General features: G+C 33.9%; 15 protein-coding genes. 8 read left to right on the forward strand and 7 right to left on the reverse strand.

The features are described 5' to 3' along the window. Positions 1-32: 32 nt before the first annotated feature. Positions 33-740: an alpha/beta fold hydrolase gene (locus ABH959_RS02310; RefSeq protein ID WP_113938139.1), complete on the reverse strand. Its 708-nt coding sequence runs from the start codon at positions 738-740 to the stop codon at positions 33-35. A gap of 142 nt (positions 741-882) precedes the next feature. Here ABH959_RS02310 and ABH959_RS02315 point away from each other — a divergent pair, with 142 nt between their 5' ends. Then, entirely contained in the window at positions 883-1,755 is an 873-nt protein-coding gene (locus tag ABH959_RS02315; protein ID WP_113938140.1) for a LysR family transcriptional regulator, read from the forward strand. 54 nt (positions 1,756-1,809) lie between these two features. Here ABH959_RS02315 and ABH959_RS02320 read toward each other — a convergent pair whose 3' ends face one another. The 3 genes from ABH959_RS02320 to ABH959_RS02330 all read right to left on the reverse strand — a co-directional run bounded on the left by ABH959_RS02320 (position 1,810) and on the right by ABH959_RS02330 (position 3,687). Beyond that, positions 1,810-2,319 carry an urease accessory protein UreH domain-containing protein gene (locus ABH959_RS02320; protein ID WP_235661793.1) on the reverse strand — a complete coding sequence of 170 codons (510 nt, stop codon included), beginning with the start codon at positions 2,317-2,319 and terminating at the stop codon, positions 1,810-1,812. A 150-nt stretch (positions 2,320-2,469) separates the two neighbouring features. Continuing rightward, the gene (locus tag ABH959_RS02325) at positions 2,470-2,643 is read right to left on the reverse strand and encodes a hypothetical protein (protein ID WP_181777956.1); all 174 of its coding nucleotides are present in this window, start codon (positions 2,641-2,643) and stop codon (positions 2,470-2,472) included. A gap of 51 nt (positions 2,644-2,694) precedes the next feature. Continuing rightward, positions 2,695-3,687 (reverse strand): F510_1955 family glycosylhydrolase, encoded by a 993-nt coding sequence (locus ABH959_RS02330; protein WP_113938142.1) that lies wholly within the window; start codon positions 3,685-3,687, stop codon positions 2,695-2,697. A 220-nt stretch (positions 3,688-3,907) separates the two neighbouring features. Between ABH959_RS02330 and ABH959_RS02335 the strand changes: the two genes are divergently transcribed. After that, a complete protein-coding gene (locus tag ABH959_RS02335) occupies positions 3,908-5,191 on the forward strand; it encodes an aminopeptidase P family protein (protein ID WP_113938143.1) in 1,284 nt (427 codons plus the stop codon). Between the two features lie 118 nt (positions 5,192-5,309). Then, positions 5,310-6,962 carry a multicopper oxidase family protein gene (locus ABH959_RS02340; protein ID WP_113938144.1) on the forward strand — a complete coding sequence of 551 codons (1,653 nt, stop codon included), beginning with the start codon at positions 5,310-5,312 and terminating at the stop codon, positions 6,960-6,962. A 51-nt stretch (positions 6,963-7,013) separates the two neighbouring features. On the opposite strand, the gene ABH959_RS02345 is transcribed toward ABH959_RS02340, so the two are convergent. Beyond that, on the reverse strand, positions 7,014-7,559 hold the full coding sequence (locus tag ABH959_RS02345; protein ID WP_002141309.1) for a hypothetical protein: 546 nt from the start codon (positions 7,557-7,559) through the stop codon (positions 7,014-7,016). A 438-nt stretch (positions 7,560-7,997) separates the two neighbouring features. On the opposite strand from ABH959_RS02345, the gene topB reads away from it, so the two are divergent. After that, positions 7,998-10,142, forward strand: coding sequence for a DNA topoisomerase III (gene topB / locus ABH959_RS02350; protein WP_113938145.1), 2,145 nt, complete (start codon positions 7,998-8,000; stop codon positions 10,140-10,142). A gap of 440 nt (positions 10,143-10,582) precedes the next feature. Here the strand turns inward: topB and ABH959_RS02355 are convergent, their stop codons facing one another. After that, the gene (locus ABH959_RS02355) at positions 10,583-11,251 is read right to left on the reverse strand and encodes a YczE/YyaS/YitT family protein (RefSeq protein WP_113938658.1); all 669 of its coding nucleotides are present in this window, start codon (positions 11,249-11,251) and stop codon (positions 10,583-10,585) included. Between the two features lie 138 nt (positions 11,252-11,389). Between ABH959_RS02355 and ABH959_RS02360 the strand changes: the two genes are divergently transcribed. Together ABH959_RS02360 and ABH959_RS02365 are read left to right on the forward strand one after the other, a co-directional pair. Beyond that, a complete protein-coding gene (locus ABH959_RS02360) occupies positions 11,390-12,265 on the forward strand; it encodes a LysR family transcriptional regulator (protein ID WP_002086234.1) in 876 nt (291 codons plus the stop codon). A gap of 547 nt (positions 12,266-12,812) precedes the next feature. Continuing rightward, a complete protein-coding gene (locus ABH959_RS02365) occupies positions 12,813-14,060 on the forward strand; it encodes a DUF4153 domain-containing protein (RefSeq protein WP_404492235.1) in 1,248 nt (415 codons plus the stop codon). A 125-nt stretch (positions 14,061-14,185) separates the two neighbouring features. On the opposite strand, the gene ABH959_RS02370 is transcribed toward ABH959_RS02365, so the two are convergent. Further along, on the reverse strand, positions 14,186-15,151 hold the full coding sequence (locus ABH959_RS02370; protein ID WP_113938648.1) for an arsenic resistance protein: 966 nt from the start codon (positions 15,149-15,151) through the stop codon (positions 14,186-14,188). Positions 15,152-15,463: 312 nt separating this feature from the next. On the opposite strand from ABH959_RS02370, the gene ABH959_RS02375 reads away from it, so the two are divergent. Beyond that, the gene (locus ABH959_RS02375; protein WP_016092819.1) at positions 15,464-16,156 is read left to right on the forward strand and encodes an FMN-dependent NADH-azoreductase; all 693 of its coding nucleotides are present in this window, start codon (positions 15,464-15,466) and stop codon (positions 16,154-16,156) included. A gap of 237 nt (positions 16,157-16,393) precedes the next feature. Further along, positions 16,394-17,752 carry a branched-chain amino acid transport system II carrier protein gene (brnQ, locus tag ABH959_RS02380; protein ID WP_113938647.1) on the forward strand — a complete coding sequence of 453 codons (1,359 nt, stop codon included), beginning with the start codon at positions 16,394-16,396 and terminating at the stop codon, positions 17,750-17,752. Positions 17,753-17,791: the final 39 nt, after the last annotated feature.

A 17,791-nucleotide genomic window follows, 5' to 3' on the forward strand; every position in this document is an offset into this window, starting at 1 on the left:
ACCCACGGGTGTCTATTTTCATTAAATGAAATTTAGCTTAACTCATTTAAGCAATTCACAAGTTCTGTTGTTTTAGAAAAGAATGGTGAATGATCAGCTTCCAAAGTAATTATTTTTGTGCAAGTAGTTTCTGTATTCATTCGGCGCTGAAAATCAATCGGAATCGCTCTATCTAGAGTTGTTTCGATATAAATACGATTTACAGTTCCAAAGTTCTCTTCTGATATTTTTAGCTCTTTTTGGAACGGTCCTAGTGGTTGAGGACGCATTTGATTAAAAGATGCTCCTTTAATAGAACCGTCTTCTGTAGCATTTAAAAATGTTTGTTCAATCAACTCTGGTACAAGTTCTGCAGTCAAGTCATTCTCATTTATAGAGAATTGTGGTCCGGTTTCTCCATTTAATTTACTACCAAGACTTTCGCCGTTTTGTGGTAAGAATGCGCAAAGATAAACTAATTTATCGATTTTATTTGGTATAAGCTCAGCGGTTTGAGTGATCACAATTCCACCCATACTATGTCCAACCAGAATAACTTTTTCATTTTGTTGATCTATAGTAGCTGTTACTGCATTAACATAGGAATCTAATGTTATATTTTGTGATGGAGTTGTATCTTTCCCACTTCCAGGTAAGTCTAGTGTAATAACTGTATGTCCGAAAGCCTCTAGTTGAGGTTTTACTAAATCCCATGCCCATTCACCTTGCCATGCTCCATGTACTAAAACGTAAGTACTCATTTAATCAACACTCCTCTAATGTTTATATGTTTATTTTTTCGTAATATTGATGATGTATAATTAGTGTATATGAAGTGGGTTGATAAATATAATGAAGCTTATTTATAGATGATATAAATAACTTTTATATAAGGAGAACAGAATGAACGTTTTTGATTTTAAAGTTTTTAAATACGTGGCTCGTTTGAACAGCATTAGTTTAGCAGCTAAGGAGTTACATATGACACAGCCGGCTATAACTCATATCGTAAACAAATTAGAGAAACGATATGCGATAACATTATTTGATCGCTCTAGACGAGGAACTGTTTTAACTGAAAATGGAAAAGAATTTTTAGTTTGTGTAGATCGACTTCTAATGGAGTATGAAAACCTTGAAGAAACAGCTTTACAATTAAAAAATAATAACTTGTATAAGATTGTATTAGCTACATATCCTTCAGTTACTGTATATTGTTTGGCGGAGTGTATCGAACTAGGTAATTTTGATCAAAGTCAGTATGTGCTTGCAGTTCGAGAAGGAAGCTATCAAGAAGTGTTAGATTGGCTGTCTTCTGGAAGTGCTGATTTTTCTATTTCTATAAAAGAAAATTTAATACCAGGATTTCATTATGATGTAATTGGTGAAGATCCGTATGTTATGGTTTCTTCTAAGTCAGTTCCATCTGGTCTTACAATGAAAGAGTTGAAAAATTATCCTTTTATAATGCCGCTCTCTGGTTGTAAAGAAGTACTTGAACCATATTTGATGAAAAATGAAATAGTAGTTAATAAAGTGATGGAATCAGAGACAATTAGTTCGGCGTTAGCACTGGCTTTACAAGTTAAAGGGATAACAATCGTTCCAGTATCAGGACTTCATAAACAAATTATTCATGACTTCATCGTGCAACCGATAGAAATTAAAATTCCACGACAACTTATTATGCAATGGTCACCTAAAAAAGAAAATGACTCACTGTTTCTGGCGTTTGTTACGAATTTACTAAGCCAACTACAACAAAAGAAAAAATGAATAAAATGATACAAAAGGTAAGCTCATTTCACTGAAGCTTACCTTTTGTGTGTATTACCAATATAGGACAGTATCATAAAGCCCGATTAATATAAGGAGAACACCGGCTATACGCTGAATGTTTTTTCCTATTTTTCGGCTCTTTTTCAGTAAAGTCCCATTTAATCCAAGGTAGGAGATGATGAACATAAGTACAACGATAGGTAGAGCAGTTCCTATCGAAAAGAATGTCGGAAACAAGTATCCATAATTAGATGAGAAAGATAAAGGGATTAACGTTCCGAAAAATAGAACGAACATAGTCGGACAGAAAGCTAAAGAAAAGAAGAATCCAAGTGAAAATGAGCTAACTTCGGTTTGTTTTCGTATAAATTTGATCGAGAAGAAACTTCTTCCTTTTATAATACCTGCCAACATTAGCCCCATTAAAATTAATAAAGGTCCAATTATTTTTCGTAACCATGGGAAATACAAAGTTAATATTTGCTGAATCTCTTTTCCTAAGAACCATACTAATAGTCCAAGTGTCGTAAAAGCTATTATTTTTCCTAAAATGAATAACAATATATGTTTCCATGCATGTCCCTTTTGTAAAGATTGATTGCCATAAAGTGAAACTTTAATCAGTGGGGGTTTTGTTCATCCCCCACTGATTATTAGCCTTCACCAATCGGGCATTTACGGGCAGTTGATATCCCACCTAACTTCTTTGTCCTATCCGAATTTTGAGGTGGGAGTTTTACTGCCCGTTAATGCGGGATAAAGTGTAATAGCACTAATGTTTCCTGTTAATTGGCAAGGAGAAAGGGTACCTACAATGCCTAATAAAAACGCAAATAAAAGAGGAATTGATTTCGTAGCATTCGCGATAGCCATTAAAGGAGACATGAGTTGATAACTCCACTCGCTAATTGTAGAAAACACGTTATATTCACCTTTCTAATTAAATTGGAATGTTCCATTTCTAGTAAGCTGTTTCCACGTTTTACCGTCATCTGTAGAGAGGAACACATTTGCTTTCATTGTAGCAAAAACTATTTCAGCTGAATTTTGAGGATTTTGTGATATGTACATAATTGTATCTTTAGAATCTAAAGATGGAATCTGTAAGTTTGTTTCTTCATTTGTAGCAATTGATTTCTTCGTAATCAGTTGCTCAGCTTGCTTATTAATAGAGGCATAGATAATGTCTTCATTACTTAATGTCACTGCGGTCGATTCAACTGGTTTAGAAAATAGTTCAAATGTATTTCCATAATCTGTAGACAAATATACACCGTCTTTAGCACTTACCGCGACTACACTAGATTGATCTGGATGTGCTGAAAAGGAATGGATTGTACTTGAAAGACCGTTTAATTTACTATTTTTCCAATCTTGTCCGTTGTTCGTACTGAAATAAAAACCTTGTTGTAATTTAGAATTTGGACGCTCATTGTATAAATAAATTGCTTCCGTATTATATCCGACAGCAAGGTTATGAAAATCAGATTCTCCATAAAACGTTAGCTTTTCAAGGGTATTACCGCCATCAGAACTTTTCATTAATCCTAAAGGGTTTTTTAAGTTTGCTCCTGGTTCAGGATGCCCGCTAGCAAAAAATCCATTTTTTGTTGCCTGAAAGCCCATATAATCGTGTAACTGTGTAGTAGTTTCAAACCATTTGCCATCTTGATAAACTTTTATACCACTGTGCGTGGCGATAGAAATCCCAGGCATATTTCCTGCATAGCCAATTCCATGAATGTGCTCGATTTTTCCAGATGTAATTTCTTTATAGAAGTTTTGCGGGATCGTATTTGCTATTTCTTTATTTTTTGGCTGAGATTGCACCGTTTCTTTTTTAGCTGGTGCTGTTTCAGCATTGCTAGAACATCCTGTAATTATTAATAAAGAAGTAATTACTAACCCTGTTGCTACATAATGTTTCACTTTTGTAGACTCCTTTCTATATATGAGATTTTAAGTATATGGAATAAATGTCAAGAAATTGTGGAGTGGTATGCATAATTGCGAGTGAAAGAGCGCCTAGTATGAAAGTTTTATTTTCTATATGAGCACTATTAATTGACGAAAAATTATAACAATAATAGAATGAATTGTATTGGATAATTAATTTTAAAAGCATACATAGAATGCAAGGGGGATTATTATGAAATCAATATTTTTTGCTCAAAATAGAGAACGATTAGTAAACACATTACCGGATGAATCTATTACTATTTTATTTGCTGGGCAAGCACCTCATATGTCAGCCGATGCACATTATAAATTTGTGCCGAATCGAAATTTTTACTATTTAACGGGAATCGATGAGCCAAATGTTATTTTCATGTTGAAAAAGTTTGGAAATAGTGTGGAAGAAACTCTTTTCATTGAAAAATCAGATCCAGTAACGGAAAAATGGGACGGTAAAACAGTTTCTAAAGAAGATGCAGAACAAATTTCAGGCATAAAAAAAGTTGTATATATAGAAAGCTTTGAGAAGACAATGGTAAATACACTTTTCACAGAAAATGCGAAGCATCTGTATTTAGATTTAGAGCGTCGTGAGTGGAAGGGTACTGAGACGAAAACGTTAGCGTTTGCTAAACATGTAAGAGAACAGTATCCACACGTTTTAATTGGTAATGTATATCCGCATATTTGTGAATTACGAGTGTTTAAAACGGAAGAAGAAATTGAAATCATTAAAGAAGCGATTGCTGTAACTAAAGAGGGTATTTATAACGTGCTGAAGCATGCAAAAGCAGATGTGATGGAATATGAATTAGAAGCTCATTTTGATTTTACGCTTAAATCATCTGGAATTAAACATCATGCATTCAATACAATTTTGGCGAGTGGTAAAAATGCTACAGTCCTTCATTATGAAGATAATGATGCACAAATTCAAAATGGTGATTTAGTGCTGCTCGATTTAGGTGCTCAAAAAGATTACTACAACGCTGATATTAGTTACACATTCCCAGCTAGTGGAACATTCTCTAGTCGCCAAAAACAAATATATAATATAGTGTTAAAAGCATTGAAAGAAACAACTGAGCTTATTAAGCCAGGATTAAAGTTTACTGCATTAAATGAGCATACAAAAAAGGTACTGGCAGAAGAGTGTAAAGCAATTGGTTTAATTCAAGAAGATGAAGAGTTATCAAAATACTATTATCATGGCGTCAGCCATTTCCTTGGTTTAGATACTCACGATGTAGGAACATACAAAGATAGAGTGTTAGAAGAAGGTATGGTTATAACAATCGAACCTGGTCTTTATATTGAAGAAGAATCAATTGGAATTCGTATTGAGGATGATATCCTTGTAACAAAAGATGGGTATGAAAACTTGTCAAAAGATATCATTAGAGAAGTTGAAGAGATTGAAGAGTTTATGAGTGAAAATAATGTGAATGTAAAAGAAGATGAAGTTGTTACGAAATAATTATTAGAAGAGGCGCTCAATTTTGGGCGTCTTTTTATTTGGGCCATTTTAAACCTCCATATTTTCTTGAAAATTGTCTTCTATAATAATCTTGAAAAAGAAAAAGGAGGGATTTTCATTGAAGAGATTTGTATTAACAGCAGTTACAGTCTCCGTAATATCTTTAATTGCTGCATGTTCTGCGACCACGAATACAACAAATGATCATAAAAATATGGACGATAAAAAAACAACACAGACTGAAACGGCTACAAAACCATTGAAAGTTGTAAAAGGGCCAGAAGTTACTTTAGTAGCGAAAGAAGAAAAGCAAAAGCTAAGTAACGGTGTTATTGTTCCAGTCTGGACATTTAATGGCTCATCCCCAGGTCCAGAAATTAGAGTGAAAAAAGGTGAAAAGGTTAAAGTGACATTAAAAAATGAATTATCTGCACCAGTATCTATTCATTGGCATGGGTATCCTGTCCCAAATAACATGGATGGAATTCCAGGTGTGACGCAAGATGCGGTTGAAGCAGGAAAAAGTTTCACCTATGAATTTGAAGCGAACGTATCAGGAACGTATTGGTATCATTCACATCAAGATTCTGTAAATCAACTAGATAGAGGCTTGTATGGTGCTCTTATTGTAGAGGATACAAATGAAAAGTATGATAAAGATTACACATTAATGTTAGATGAATGGGTAACAGATGAAGAAGAAATTAATAAGCAGTTAAAAGAAATGACAAAAGGGAAAACAGAAAAAGCAGACGGTAATAAATCTAAGGGTAATGAAAATACGAAAAAGAATGATGATATGAAAGGCATGGATCATTCCGGTATGGACATGAAGAGTGATAAAAAAGACTCTGGCAATATGGCAGGAATGGACCATGGAAAGATGAAGATGGAAGGTCATGATATGAGTATGTATGATTTATTCACAATCAATGGTAAAAGTGGGGATTTAGTAGAACCATTAAAAGTGAATAAAGGAGATAAAGTTCGTCTTCGACTCGTTAATGCTGGTTATCTATCACATGATATACATGTTCACGGTCATGATATAAAAGTAATTGCGACAGATGGTCAACCAATAAACGATCCAAAAGTTATAAAGGATCAAGTAATTTCAATCGCACCGGGTGAACGTTATGATATTGAATTTACTGCTAATAATACTGGGAAATGGTATGTGGAAGACCACTCAGCAAATAAAGGTGCCAAAGGAATGAAAGCTGTTATTGAATATGATGGCAGCAAAGAGATGAAAGATAAAGCAGATGAAAAAGAAAAATTATCGAAATTAGATATGACGAAATATGGTGCTAAAAAATTAGGTGGTTTCACGTTAGATCAGCAGTATACTGCCACATATAATATGGACTTGAATACACAAATGAATGGAAATGAAATGGTATATACAATTAATGGAAAGGTATTTCCGGATATTGACCCAATTCCAGTGAAAAAGGGTGATTTAGTAAAAGTAAAATTGGTAAATCGTTCTAAAATGGACGATCACCCGATGCATTTACACGGTCATTTCTTCCAAGTGTTAAGTAAAGATGGAAAACCGATAGAAGGTTCCCCAATTGTGAAAGATACATTGAACTTAAAACCAGGAGAAGAATATGAAGTAGCCTTTGTAGCAGACAATCCGGGTGAATGGATGTTCCACTGTCATGATTTACACCATGCTTCAGCCGGGATGGTAACAGAAGTGAAATATACAGATTACAAATCTGATTATGTTCCAAACCCTAACATTCCTAATAAGCCAGAATAATATGAAGCAGTTATCCGATGGATAGCTGCTTATTCATTTTCGTTGCAAGTGTTAATGCATATGTTGATCGTGCCCGGATGAAGATGGGGGAGTATGATCGGGGAATGTCACGAACACGGCAACGATAATTACCACACTAATTGAAAGTAATAATAAAAAACGCCGTTGGATAAAAGTAGAAAAGGTTTCTGATAAAAGTTGAATTATACATGACATAGTTATTGTTATAGTAAGTAAAAGACTAATGAACAGTATACTGTGGGCTTGTTGAGCGTTTAACATTTCTGTAATCATTGCTCCCATCATACTTGCCATTAATCCAGAGAACAGTCCTTCTAAAGCAGTATATAGGTGAAAACGTAGACCGACTAAAAAACCGATAAACCCACTAATCAAAATAGCAAGCAAAGTAGAATATAGTAATTCTCCTTTGAAGAGAATCCCTAAATAAAAACCTATACTTAAACCGATACACATACTAAAAGACATAATAAATACCATATACTCCATTAGGGTACCCTTACGTTTAGAAATATATGATGTAATAATAATCGAGATACAACAAAGTGTTAAGGCAGTTAACGTATAAGCGAACATCATGATACCTCCCTGTCCTATCATTCACTTCATCATATGTTCAAATGGAGAGTACTTATGCTAATATATATCTGCAAATTATCTGCACAATTTTAAAAAGGTAAGTTCAATATAATTTTCAAATAATGATGGTTATCTTAGTGGACGATGCTTCATAAAGAATTGTTGTATTTTTATTTTGAGAGAATATATGTAAGCAAGTAGTAGTGAATGGAAAAGATGTTCGATTTTTGAGCGTCTTTTTTGTCTATAAGCATGAGAAAGAAAGTGTTATATAATGAGTTTCTATTGTGAAGCCATAAAGAATAGGCGTATAATATTATAGGTCTCCCATTTGTGAGGCAAACCGCGAATGATAAATAAGATGGTTGTTTTATCATCGCTTCTAAACAGATAGACAATGAAAGTAACACTGGAATACAGATAGGGAGTTAGAAGATGAAATTAATTATTGCCGAGAAACCAGATCAAGGTTTGGCTCTTGTTTCACAGTTTAAATATCGCCGGAAAGATGGGTATTTAGAAGTAGAAGCAAATGAGTTATTTCCAAATGGAGCGTACTGTACATGGGCAATTGGTCATTTGACGCAGTTATGTAATCCAGAACATTATCACGCTGAGTGGAAGAAATGGTCACTTAATACATTGCCGATGATTCCAGAGCGTTTTCAATTTGAGGTAACAAAGTCAAAGTATAAGCAATTTAACGTTGTGAAACAGCTGTTACATAATCCACAGGTAACAGAAATTATTCACGCGGGCGATGCTGGGCGTGAAGGGGAACTGATTGTAAGAAATATTATTAATCTTTGCAACGTGCAAAAGCCAATGAAGCGTCTTTGGATTTCATCTTTAACGAAGCAAGCTATTTATCAAGGATTTAAAAACTTACTAGATGAAGCAGATACGATTAATACGTATTACGAAGCATATACAAGATCTTGCGCTGACTGGGTCGTTGGTATGAATGCATCGCGTGTCTTTAGTATTTTGCTAAAGAAAAAAGGAATGAATGATGTGTTTTCCGCTGGTCGTGTACAAACACCAACATTAGCACTCATCGTAAAGCGTGAGAAAGAAATTGAGAACTTTAAGTCAGAGCCGTTTTGGGAAGTTTTCGCAACCTTTAATATAGAAGGAAAGAAGTATGAGGGGAAATGGGAGAAAGATAATGAGTCCCGCTTAAATGATCCTGATTTGGCAAATAAAATTGCAGCGTTTTGTCAAAACAAACCGGCTGTAGTAAAAGAAATGAAAACGGAGCGTAAAGAGTTTCAGCCACCGTTTTTATTTAATTTATCAGCACTGCAAGCAACGGCGAATAAAGCCTTTAAATTTTCACCGAAAAAGACGCTAGATATCACGCAAGCACTATATCAAAAAGGGATAGTCTCTTATCCACGTTCGGATTCTAACTATGTTACACAAGGAGAAGCAGCGACTTTCCCTGATATTTTACAGAAGTTAAGTCAGTTTGATGAATATAAAGGTTTATTGCCAGCACCAATTGAATCAATTATGAATAATAAGCGTTATGTGAATGAAAAGAAAGTTACAGATCACTACGCAATTATACCGACAGAGCAAGTGACAAATCCAAGCAAACTATCAGGTGATGAAAAGAAAATTTACGATATGATCGTAAGAAGACTTATTGCGGCGCATTATGAAGTAGCAATCTTTGACTACACAACGATTACAACTCTTGTAGACGAACGTGCTGCGTTCATTTCGAAAGGAAAACAGCAAATTCAAGAAGGTTGGCGTAAAGTTATTTTCCAAGATGATAAAGATGACGAAACGATTCTTCCAATTGTAGCTGAAGGTGAACAAGGAAAAGTTGTAAAGGTGAAAGTGAAAGAAGGAAAAACACAGCCACCGAAACGTTATACAGAAGGACAACTCATTACGTTAATGAAAACGGCCGGTAAGTATTTAGAGAATGAAGAGCTTGAGAAAGTATTGAAGAAAACAGAAGGTTTAGGTACTGAGGCCACTCGTGCTGGTATTATTACAATGCTGAAAGACCGTAAATATATAGATGTACAGAAAAACCAAGTGTACGCAACCGATAAAGGGAAAGTATTAATTACAGCAATCGGTGATAAAATACTGGCTTCACCAGAAATGACAGCAAAATGGGAGCAACGCCTTGCGGAAATTGGAGAAGGTACAGCTTCACCAGCGACATTTATGGAGCAAACGAAAAAGCTATCAGCTAAAATTATTGAAGACGCGGTAGAAATGTCGGAGAAATGGGATTTCACCGGATTACATGTTGAATCGATTGAGCGAAAAGGATCGAAATTTACAACAGGTAAAAAGGTCGGTAGCTGCAAAAAGTGTGATGGCGATGTGATTGATAAGTCAACGTTTTACGGTTGTTCTAACTACAATACAACACAATGTGACTTTACCATCTCGAAGAAGATTTTAAGCAAAGCTATTTCGCAAAAAAACATGACGAAACTATTAAAAGGTGAGAAGACCGATTTAATTAAAGGCTTTAAAAAAGGCGAGAAAACGTTTGATGCGAAGTTAGAGTGGAAAGATAATAAGATTAATTTTGTGTTTGAGAATTAAGTGATTTTAACAAATGAAAAAGCTCTTTCCCAAGTAAAATGTTCTGTATTAGGTTTAAAAATATAGATATAAAAGAAAAAGCATGACAATTTTATGTCATGCTTTTTTATTTTATAATTACAGAGTTTTGTATACTAGCACTAAAATTTATTTGAAATAATTGTTTGAAAAGATGGTATGAAATAGTGTTAAGTAGCAATAAAGTCTTTTAAAATATAAAAAAGTTGTTTAAAGATCCTTCTTTAACTAAACGGCAGGTTAGTTTTAATACAATGTTTGTTTTATCATTTAACCAAAGTGATAGAAGGTCAAAGAAAAGGCAGTAATAAAGAAGTGCCATTCCTAATGTGGACTGGCACTTGGTAAGGTGTAAAATTCATTATTTGATTTCGGCTGAGGAATTTGATTCATCTATTTTTCCTGTACTTTATTATGATTCCTTAGACAGCCTTTTCTGTTTTAAATACCCATTGTTGGAGAGGTGGTTGATAATACGGTATCATCCACCCTAAAATTTTGCCGATAAAATAGGCGGCAATTAGTGTGCCGATTCCGATTGAGCCTAATGATTGAATGAAAACTATACAGATTGCACCAGCCACACAAATGTTTATTAAATCGCTCAAAATTTTTGCTTTACCGAATTTTAAATTAAATTTTTCACTAATTGCATAAGTTAACGCATCATACGGCATTAATGGCAGTTTCGCTGTTGTATAGCCCATTAAACCGACCGCTATAACAAATAAACTAATAATCAAATATACACTTCGAGCAAGGAGAGTTTCAGGTGCAGGGAAAAGTTGTACAAGGAAGAGCGTTGCATCCATGAAAAAACCAAATAAAAACGAAATAATGAATTGACTCACAAATTCACTTAACTCCATTCGTTTACTTAATATCACTTGAATAATAATGTATAAAACATTTGCAAGCGCCATTGTCACACCAACCGATAAACCAATCGTTAGCGTACTTGCATATGCTAATGATGACACAGGCGATACACCAAATCCTGCTTGAATCGACATGCTAATGCCCATCGACATAAAAAATAACCCGAGCACGTATAAGATGATGCGCTTCAAGGTTCTGCTCCAATGATTCATAGTATCTCTCACTTTCTAGTTAATATTATCAATATAAAGACTATAGCTATAGAATTAAATATAACGCTAAATTCGACATATGAAAAATATATATATGATAAACTAATTATATCAAAAAACATATGATGGAGAGATACAATGGATTTCAGGCAATTATATTACTTTAAAGAAATTGTGAAACAAGGAAGCATTTCTAAGGCAGCAGAAGTGCTCCATATCGCGCAGCCCCCACTTAGCCAATTATTAAAAAAGCTTGAAACTGATCTTGGCACAACTTTAATTCATCGATATCGTCAAAAATGGGAGCTTACAGCAACAGGTGAAATACTATACCAATATGCCAATCAAATGTTAATGCAAATTCAAGATGTAAAGCAGCAAATTCAAGAAATTGAACAAGGTATAGGCGGAACAGTAAGTATCGGTGTATCGTCTACATGTTCGAATATGCTCATTGACTATGTTAGTACGTTTAGAACACAATACCCTAATGTCAAAATAAAAATAGTAACTGGAAATTCAGAAGAATTATTAAAAAGACTAGAACAAAGAGAAATTGATGTTGCCTTACTTTTACGATTGGGCAATAGTGAACAATATGAGATGAAAATATTAAAAAAACAACCAACCGCTGTGATTATTCCATCAAGTTGGGCAGCCTCGTTTTCATCACAGCATGTGACGATTGAACAGATTGCCCAGTTTCCATTCATTATGCTAGGAGCAATGGAAGGACTCTCCTTCAATGAAGACCTTTTCAAAGTATTTGATGAACATCAAGTCAAGCCAAATATCATTATCGAGTGTAAAGATATAAGGATGGTTGTAGCACTTGTTAGTAGAGGACTAGGATTATCCGTTATTCCAAGAATGGATTACACATCATCATTTTTAGAACATACAACGCTTTTTGAATTGAAACAATTTGATTTTCAGTTAGAGCCTGTAATAGTAAAATTAAAAGACCAAAGAATTTCCAAAGTAGCATCTCAATTTTGGGAAATGGCTGATTAGGAGATATGAACAAAGCAAAAATAGCCTCCAATCAAGTAATAAAGACATCTTACGAAAAATTGAGCCGGGATAAAAAGTTCTTTACTAATTTGAAAAAAGCAGTAATTAGATTACTTATTAGTAAAGAGCTTTTTATATAAGGACATAAGTGGTTTCAACAAATGAAAAAGCTCTTTCCCGAGTAAAATGTTCTGTATTAGGTTTAAAAATATAGATATAAAAGAAAAAGCATGACAATTTTATGTCATGCTTTTTTATTTTATAATTACAGAGTTTTGTATACTAGCACTAAAATTTATTTGAAATAATTGTTTGAAAAGGTGTTATTAAATTGGACGTTTATATCATTTTGATTATTTCTTTGAATGAGGAATGCTTTTTGTTTTTGCTTGGAATAAAAATATACAACAAAAATATTATCTAAAGTAATAAAAATTTATTGCAAAACGATAAACTTTATATTAAAATCAAAATCAGAATAAATAAGTGTGGTGCTTTTTATGGAAAAGGTAACAACGTTATTTTTAAAATTAGAGGAGGTATAACTATGGACATTAACAATTTGATTATTGAAAATATGGATAACCCTCATGAGTTGGAGAGAATGTATAGAAAAGACCCAAAAGCTTTTAAAAAGTCATTCTCACAAGCATGGGTCCAAAACCCTGATTCTCAGGTGCTAAGTGCTTGGTATGAAAGGTTGCATTTCAAGGAAACGACAAATAAAGAAAAAGTATCGTTGTTTCAAAAAGGTTTCTTATTCATGGGCATGTTAGCTATTCTAGCTGGGCTAAGCACTAGAATCATTTTCCACTTTGTCGAGCAGGAAGCAATTGCTCCAATTAACCTGGCTTTTGGTATAATTCCCTTTATCGCTGCCTATTTTGTTTACAATAATACTCCGGAAAAAAGTATTATTTATTTCCTTGCATCGTTATTCCTGATTTCCGGGTTGTATCTTAATATGTTGCCATTAAATTATAAAGACAGCAGTATCCTTGCTTATTTACATCTTCCTATATTGTTATGGGTCTTAGTAGGGCTTGCGTTTACAGGAAATGAATATTCAAAAGGAAGTACGAGATTAGCTTATATTAAATTTAATTTGGAATATGGTATTCTCTACGCCAGCATGGCAGTGAGCGGAATGGTATTAGCAGCATTAACCATGCAGTTATTTAGGTTTGTTGACTTGAATATAGAAGACTTCTATTTTAGTAATGTTATTTTATTTGGTGCTGCCGCTCTCGCTATTGTGGCTGCATACTTGGCATCAATGAATCTTAAACTTGCTAAGAATATTACACCATACATATCTAAAATTTTTAGTCCTCTCGTCTTGATCACATTGTTGATTTATCTTATAACGGTTATATGGGTCGGGAAAAATCCGTTCTTGGACCGCAATTTCCTAATGGCCTTCAACGGAATACTCCTTGGTGTATTGGCTGTTACCATATTTTCCATTGTTGAGAGTGAATCAGACGAGAAAAAGAACATTTCAGATTATATCAATTTTGCCTTAATTGTTCTTGCGCTTATTATTGACACTGTGGCTTTGTCAGCCATCGTATTCAGACTTTCTTCTTACGGGATTACACCTAATAGACTTGCTGTCTTAGGAGTAAACATACTGATCTGGGCAAATCTAATTTGGATCATGTTTTCCTATATGCGTTTTCTACAAAACAAATCAGGACCGACAGCTATCCAAGATGCCGTTACGAAGTATTTGCCAATTTACGGACTTTGGGCAGCTTTCGTTATATTTACTTTCCCTATAATTTTTAATTAGAAAGACTTTGTTAACGTAACGACAAGCTAATTTTCTATAACGTATAAAATCCTTAGAGCCGATAAGTATCGTTACTTCTATACTTTCTCGACAATAAAAAAACGTCCCAAAGTAGGACGTTTTTTTTATGTGTATTGCTGTTTTTTCTTAATAAGTAATAACACTTGTGACACACACGCTAGTACTGGTAGTTCTATTAACGGTCCAATCACTAATGCAAGCGCGATAAGAGGCTCGTCTGGAAAAGCAGTCACAGCAATTGCGAGTGCAACAGGCGAGTTTCTCGCTAATGTTGTTAAGCTTAGGCTTACAGTGTCTTCATAGGATAAATGCATCATACGTCCTACAAACTGTCCTAGTATAAAGTTAATTATGAAGAACAGTAATACTGGTATAAGTAACAATAAAACAACATTCATATTTTGTAATAAGTACTTACCTTGTGAGGCAAACATCGCTACTATTGCTAAACTTAAAAATACAATTTGAGCAGAGCTGAAAAATGGAATGAGTTTATTCTCAAGTGTTTCAGCTTTTTTCATTTTATGCATAATGAATTTTGTAGCGTGCGCAAGTAAAAATGGTAAGACGATTACGATAACAATACTTTCTACTAAAATAGAAAACGCTACAGTCTTCATTACACCAGCAAATAAAAATAAATAAATTGGAAGCAGTAGTACTTGTAAAATTAAATTTACTGGTAGAATTGATGTAGATAATGCGACGTTACCTTTTGCGATCTCTGTGAAAATTAAATACCAATCTGTACATGGAGTAACCATTAACATAATAAATCCAACCCAAAGTGCCGGGTGATCTGAAAGAAATAGTGCTCCTAACCCCCAAGCGAGTAAAGGTGTCCATAAAAAATTAATGGTGAGGCTCGTTCCAGCGAATTTTAAATTACGGAATCCATTTTTTATTTCTTTCAATGGGATGCTGAGGAATAATCCATAAAGCATGAAAAATAAGAAGGGAACAATAAATTTTTCCGAATACATATGTATCATATTAAATTGTCCTAATATAACCCCGAATATAACAGCTGCAAGAATGATAAAGGTTTGAATCTTTTCTAAAGTACTCATTAATAAATCCTCTCTATAGATGAATTTCTCTCTCTAGTTGTATTATACAAGGGATTTCACTTATGTGTTTTCGAATTTATCATTTTGAATGAGGAAATATATTTCTTTATTGTTTTTAATCCGAGATATTTTTCTTTTTAAGAAGTTACTTGACTAAAGTAAGTAGATGTATTACAATCACTTACATAAGGTAATTAAATAACAAAAAGTTTTGAGTTACTTAGGTTAAGGTATCTATTGGAACTTTTTATTAGAATAAGAATTTTTATGATGATGAATAATGAATATGATAAGAAAGTTTAGGTGAAGAAAATGGGATTATTTAGCTCGTTATTTGGTAAAAAAGAAGAAAATACAAAAGTAGAGGAGAATAAAACAATGTCAAAAGTATTATTTGTAAAAGCAAACGATCGTCCAGCGGAGCAAGCAATTAGTTCAAAAATGTATGAAACATTTGTAAGTGCTTATAAGGAAGCAAATCCGAATACAGAAATTACGGAGTTAGATTTATTCGCATTAGATCTTCCGTATTACGGAAATATCGCTATTTCAGGTGGATATAAACGTAGTCAAGGAATGGAGATAACAGCTGAAGAAGAGAAGGCAGTTGCTACAGTGGATAAGTACTTAAACCAGTTTTTAGAAGCTGAAAAAGTAGTATTTGCATTCCCATTATGGAACTTTACAGTACCAGCACCATTAATCACGTATATTTCATATCTTTCTCAAGCGGGAAAAACGTTTAAATATACAGCGAACGGTCCAGAAGGTTTAGTTGGTGATAAGAAAGTAGTTGTTTTAGGTGCTCGTGGTTCAGATTACTCTTCTGAACAAATGGCTCCTATGGAAATGGCTGTTAATTACGTTACAAACGTACTTGGATTCTGGGGAATTGCAAATCCAGAGACAGTTGTAATTGAAGGACACAATCAATATCCAGATCGTTCACAGCAAATTGTTGAAGAAGGTTTGGATAACGTTAAGAAAGTAGCGGCGAAATTTTAATTAATGATAGTAAATGTAAAACCAACATGGATGACCATGTTGGTTTTTTAGTCTAATTTCCATGTTAAAAAATGTATATTCATAAAATGAATGAAAAGTTTGAAAATAGTATTGCAAAATATTATATAACAAACTATAATGAGTTCAAGAATAGTTGATACTTAAATTAAATATTCAGAAAATTCAATTAGTTAAAATTGGAAAATGAAATAAGGAAATTTGAATGGGGGTTATATTATGGCGAATAAAGTACCGTTTTCGTTCATAGTAGTTATCGGATTAATGTTATTTGCACTATTTTTTGGAGCAGGAAATTTAATATTCCCAGCGATGCTTGGTCAATCGGCAGGAGAGAATGTATGGATTGCTAACGCTGGATTTTTAGTAACAGGAGTAGGTTTACCATTACTAGGTGTATTAGCATTTGGTTTTTCGGGTAAAGATGATTTACAGTCATTAGCAAGTCGTGCTCACCCGGTATTCGGGATTGTGTTTACAACAGTTTTATACTTAGCGATCGGTCCGTTATTTGCAATACCAAGAACAGGAAATGTTTCTTATGAAATTGGTCTTAAGCCTTTTATGCCAGAGGGATTAGGTTCTACACCTTTAATTCTTTTCACAATTATATTCTTTAGCATCACTTGTTTTTTTTCGCTAAATCCTGCGAAAATTGTCGATATTGTTGGAAAAATATTAACGCCAATTAAATTGACATTCATCGGTATTTTAGTAATCGTTGCTTTTATTCATCCAATTGGAGATATGCAAGCACCAGTTGAAGGATATACATCACATGCATTTTTCAAAGGATTCCAAGAAGGATACTTAACAATGGACACGCTTGCATCGTTCGTATTTGGGATCATCATTATTAATGCAATTAAAGAAAAAGGTGCGAAAACGAAAACACAAATTATGGTTGTTTGTGCAAAAGCAACACTGATCGCTGCATCTATTTTAGCAATTATTTATACAGCTCTTTCTTATATGGGAGCTTCAAGCGTTGCGAAGCTTGGACATTTAGAAAACGGCGGAGAAGTATTAGCAAAAGTTTCTAACTACTATTTCGGATCATATGGCGGGGTATTATTAGGGTTAATGATTACAGTTGCTTGTTTAACAACAAGTGTGGGACTTGTATCAGCGTGTTCTTCATTTTTCCATAAGCTATTCCCAAATGTTCCTTACAAGGTAATTGCAATTACGTTATGTGTGTTTAGTGCTATTGTTGCAAACGTAGGATTAACACAATTAATCGCAGTTTCTGTTCCAGTATTAACAGCAATTTATCCACTAGCAATCGTGCTGATTTTCTTAACATTCTTCCACTCGTTATTCAAAGGTAGAGCTGAAGTTTATCAAGTGAGCTTAATCGTAACATTTATCATCAGCTTATTCGATGGATTAAGTGCAGCTGGAGTTAACATTGAAGTAGTAAGCCAAGTGTTCACTAAATTCCTTCCGATGCAGGAAGTAGGATTAGGCTGGATCTTCCCAGCGATTATCGGTGGATTTATCGGCTATGGTATTAGCGTTGTAAAAACGAAAAATGGAGTGCAACCAGCAGCTAGTGCGAATAAGAAAATAAGTTAAATGAAAAAAGTTATAGAATTTGATTCTATAACTTTTTTT

Source organism: Bacillus sp. RC51 (assembly GCF_044908115.1).
GTDB lineage: Bacteria > Bacillota > Bacilli > Bacillales > Bacillaceae_G > Bacillus_A > Bacillus_A mycoides.

Bases quoted from the DNA above. Each gene is read 5' to 3' on its own strand.
- ABH959_RS02310 (WP_113938139.1), bottom strand. From the start codon at position 740: ATGAGTACTTACGTTTTAGTACATGGAGCATGGCAAGGTGAATGGGCA.
- ABH959_RS02315 (WP_113938140.1), top strand. From the start codon at position 883: ATGAACGTTTTTGATTTTAAAGTTTTTAAATACGTGGCTCGTTTGAAC.
- ABH959_RS02325 (WP_181777956.1), bottom strand. From the start codon at position 2,643: ATGTCTCCTTTAATGGCTATCGCGAATGCTACGAAATCAATTCCTCTT.
- ABH959_RS02335 (WP_113938143.1), top strand. From the start codon at position 3,908: ATGAAATCAATATTTTTTGCTCAAAATAGAGAACGATTAGTAAACACA.
- ABH959_RS02345 (WP_002141309.1), bottom strand. From the start codon at position 7,559: ATGTTCGCTTATACGTTAACTGCCTTAACACTTTGTTGTATCTCGATT.
- topB (WP_113938145.1), top strand. From the start codon at position 7,998: ATGAAATTAATTATTGCCGAGAAACCAGATCAAGGTTTGGCTCTTGTT.
- ABH959_RS02355 (WP_113938658.1), bottom strand. From the start codon at position 11,251: ATGAATCATTGGAGCAGAACCTTGAAGCGCATCATCTTATACGTGCTC.
- ABH959_RS02360 (WP_002086234.1), top strand. From the start codon at position 11,390: ATGGATTTCAGGCAATTATATTACTTTAAAGAAATTGTGAAACAAGGA.
- ABH959_RS02365 (WP_404492235.1), top strand. From the start codon at position 12,813: ATGGACATTAACAATTTGATTATTGAAAATATGGATAACCCTCATGAG.
- ABH959_RS02370 (WP_113938648.1), bottom strand. From the start codon at position 15,151: ATGAGTACTTTAGAAAAGATTCAAACCTTTATCATTCTTGCAGCTGTT.
- ABH959_RS02375 (WP_016092819.1), top strand. From the start codon at position 15,464: ATGGGATTATTTAGCTCGTTATTTGGTAAAAAAGAAGAAAATACAAAA.
- brnQ (WP_113938647.1), top strand. From the start codon at position 16,394: ATGGCGAATAAAGTACCGTTTTCGTTCATAGTAGTTATCGGATTAATG.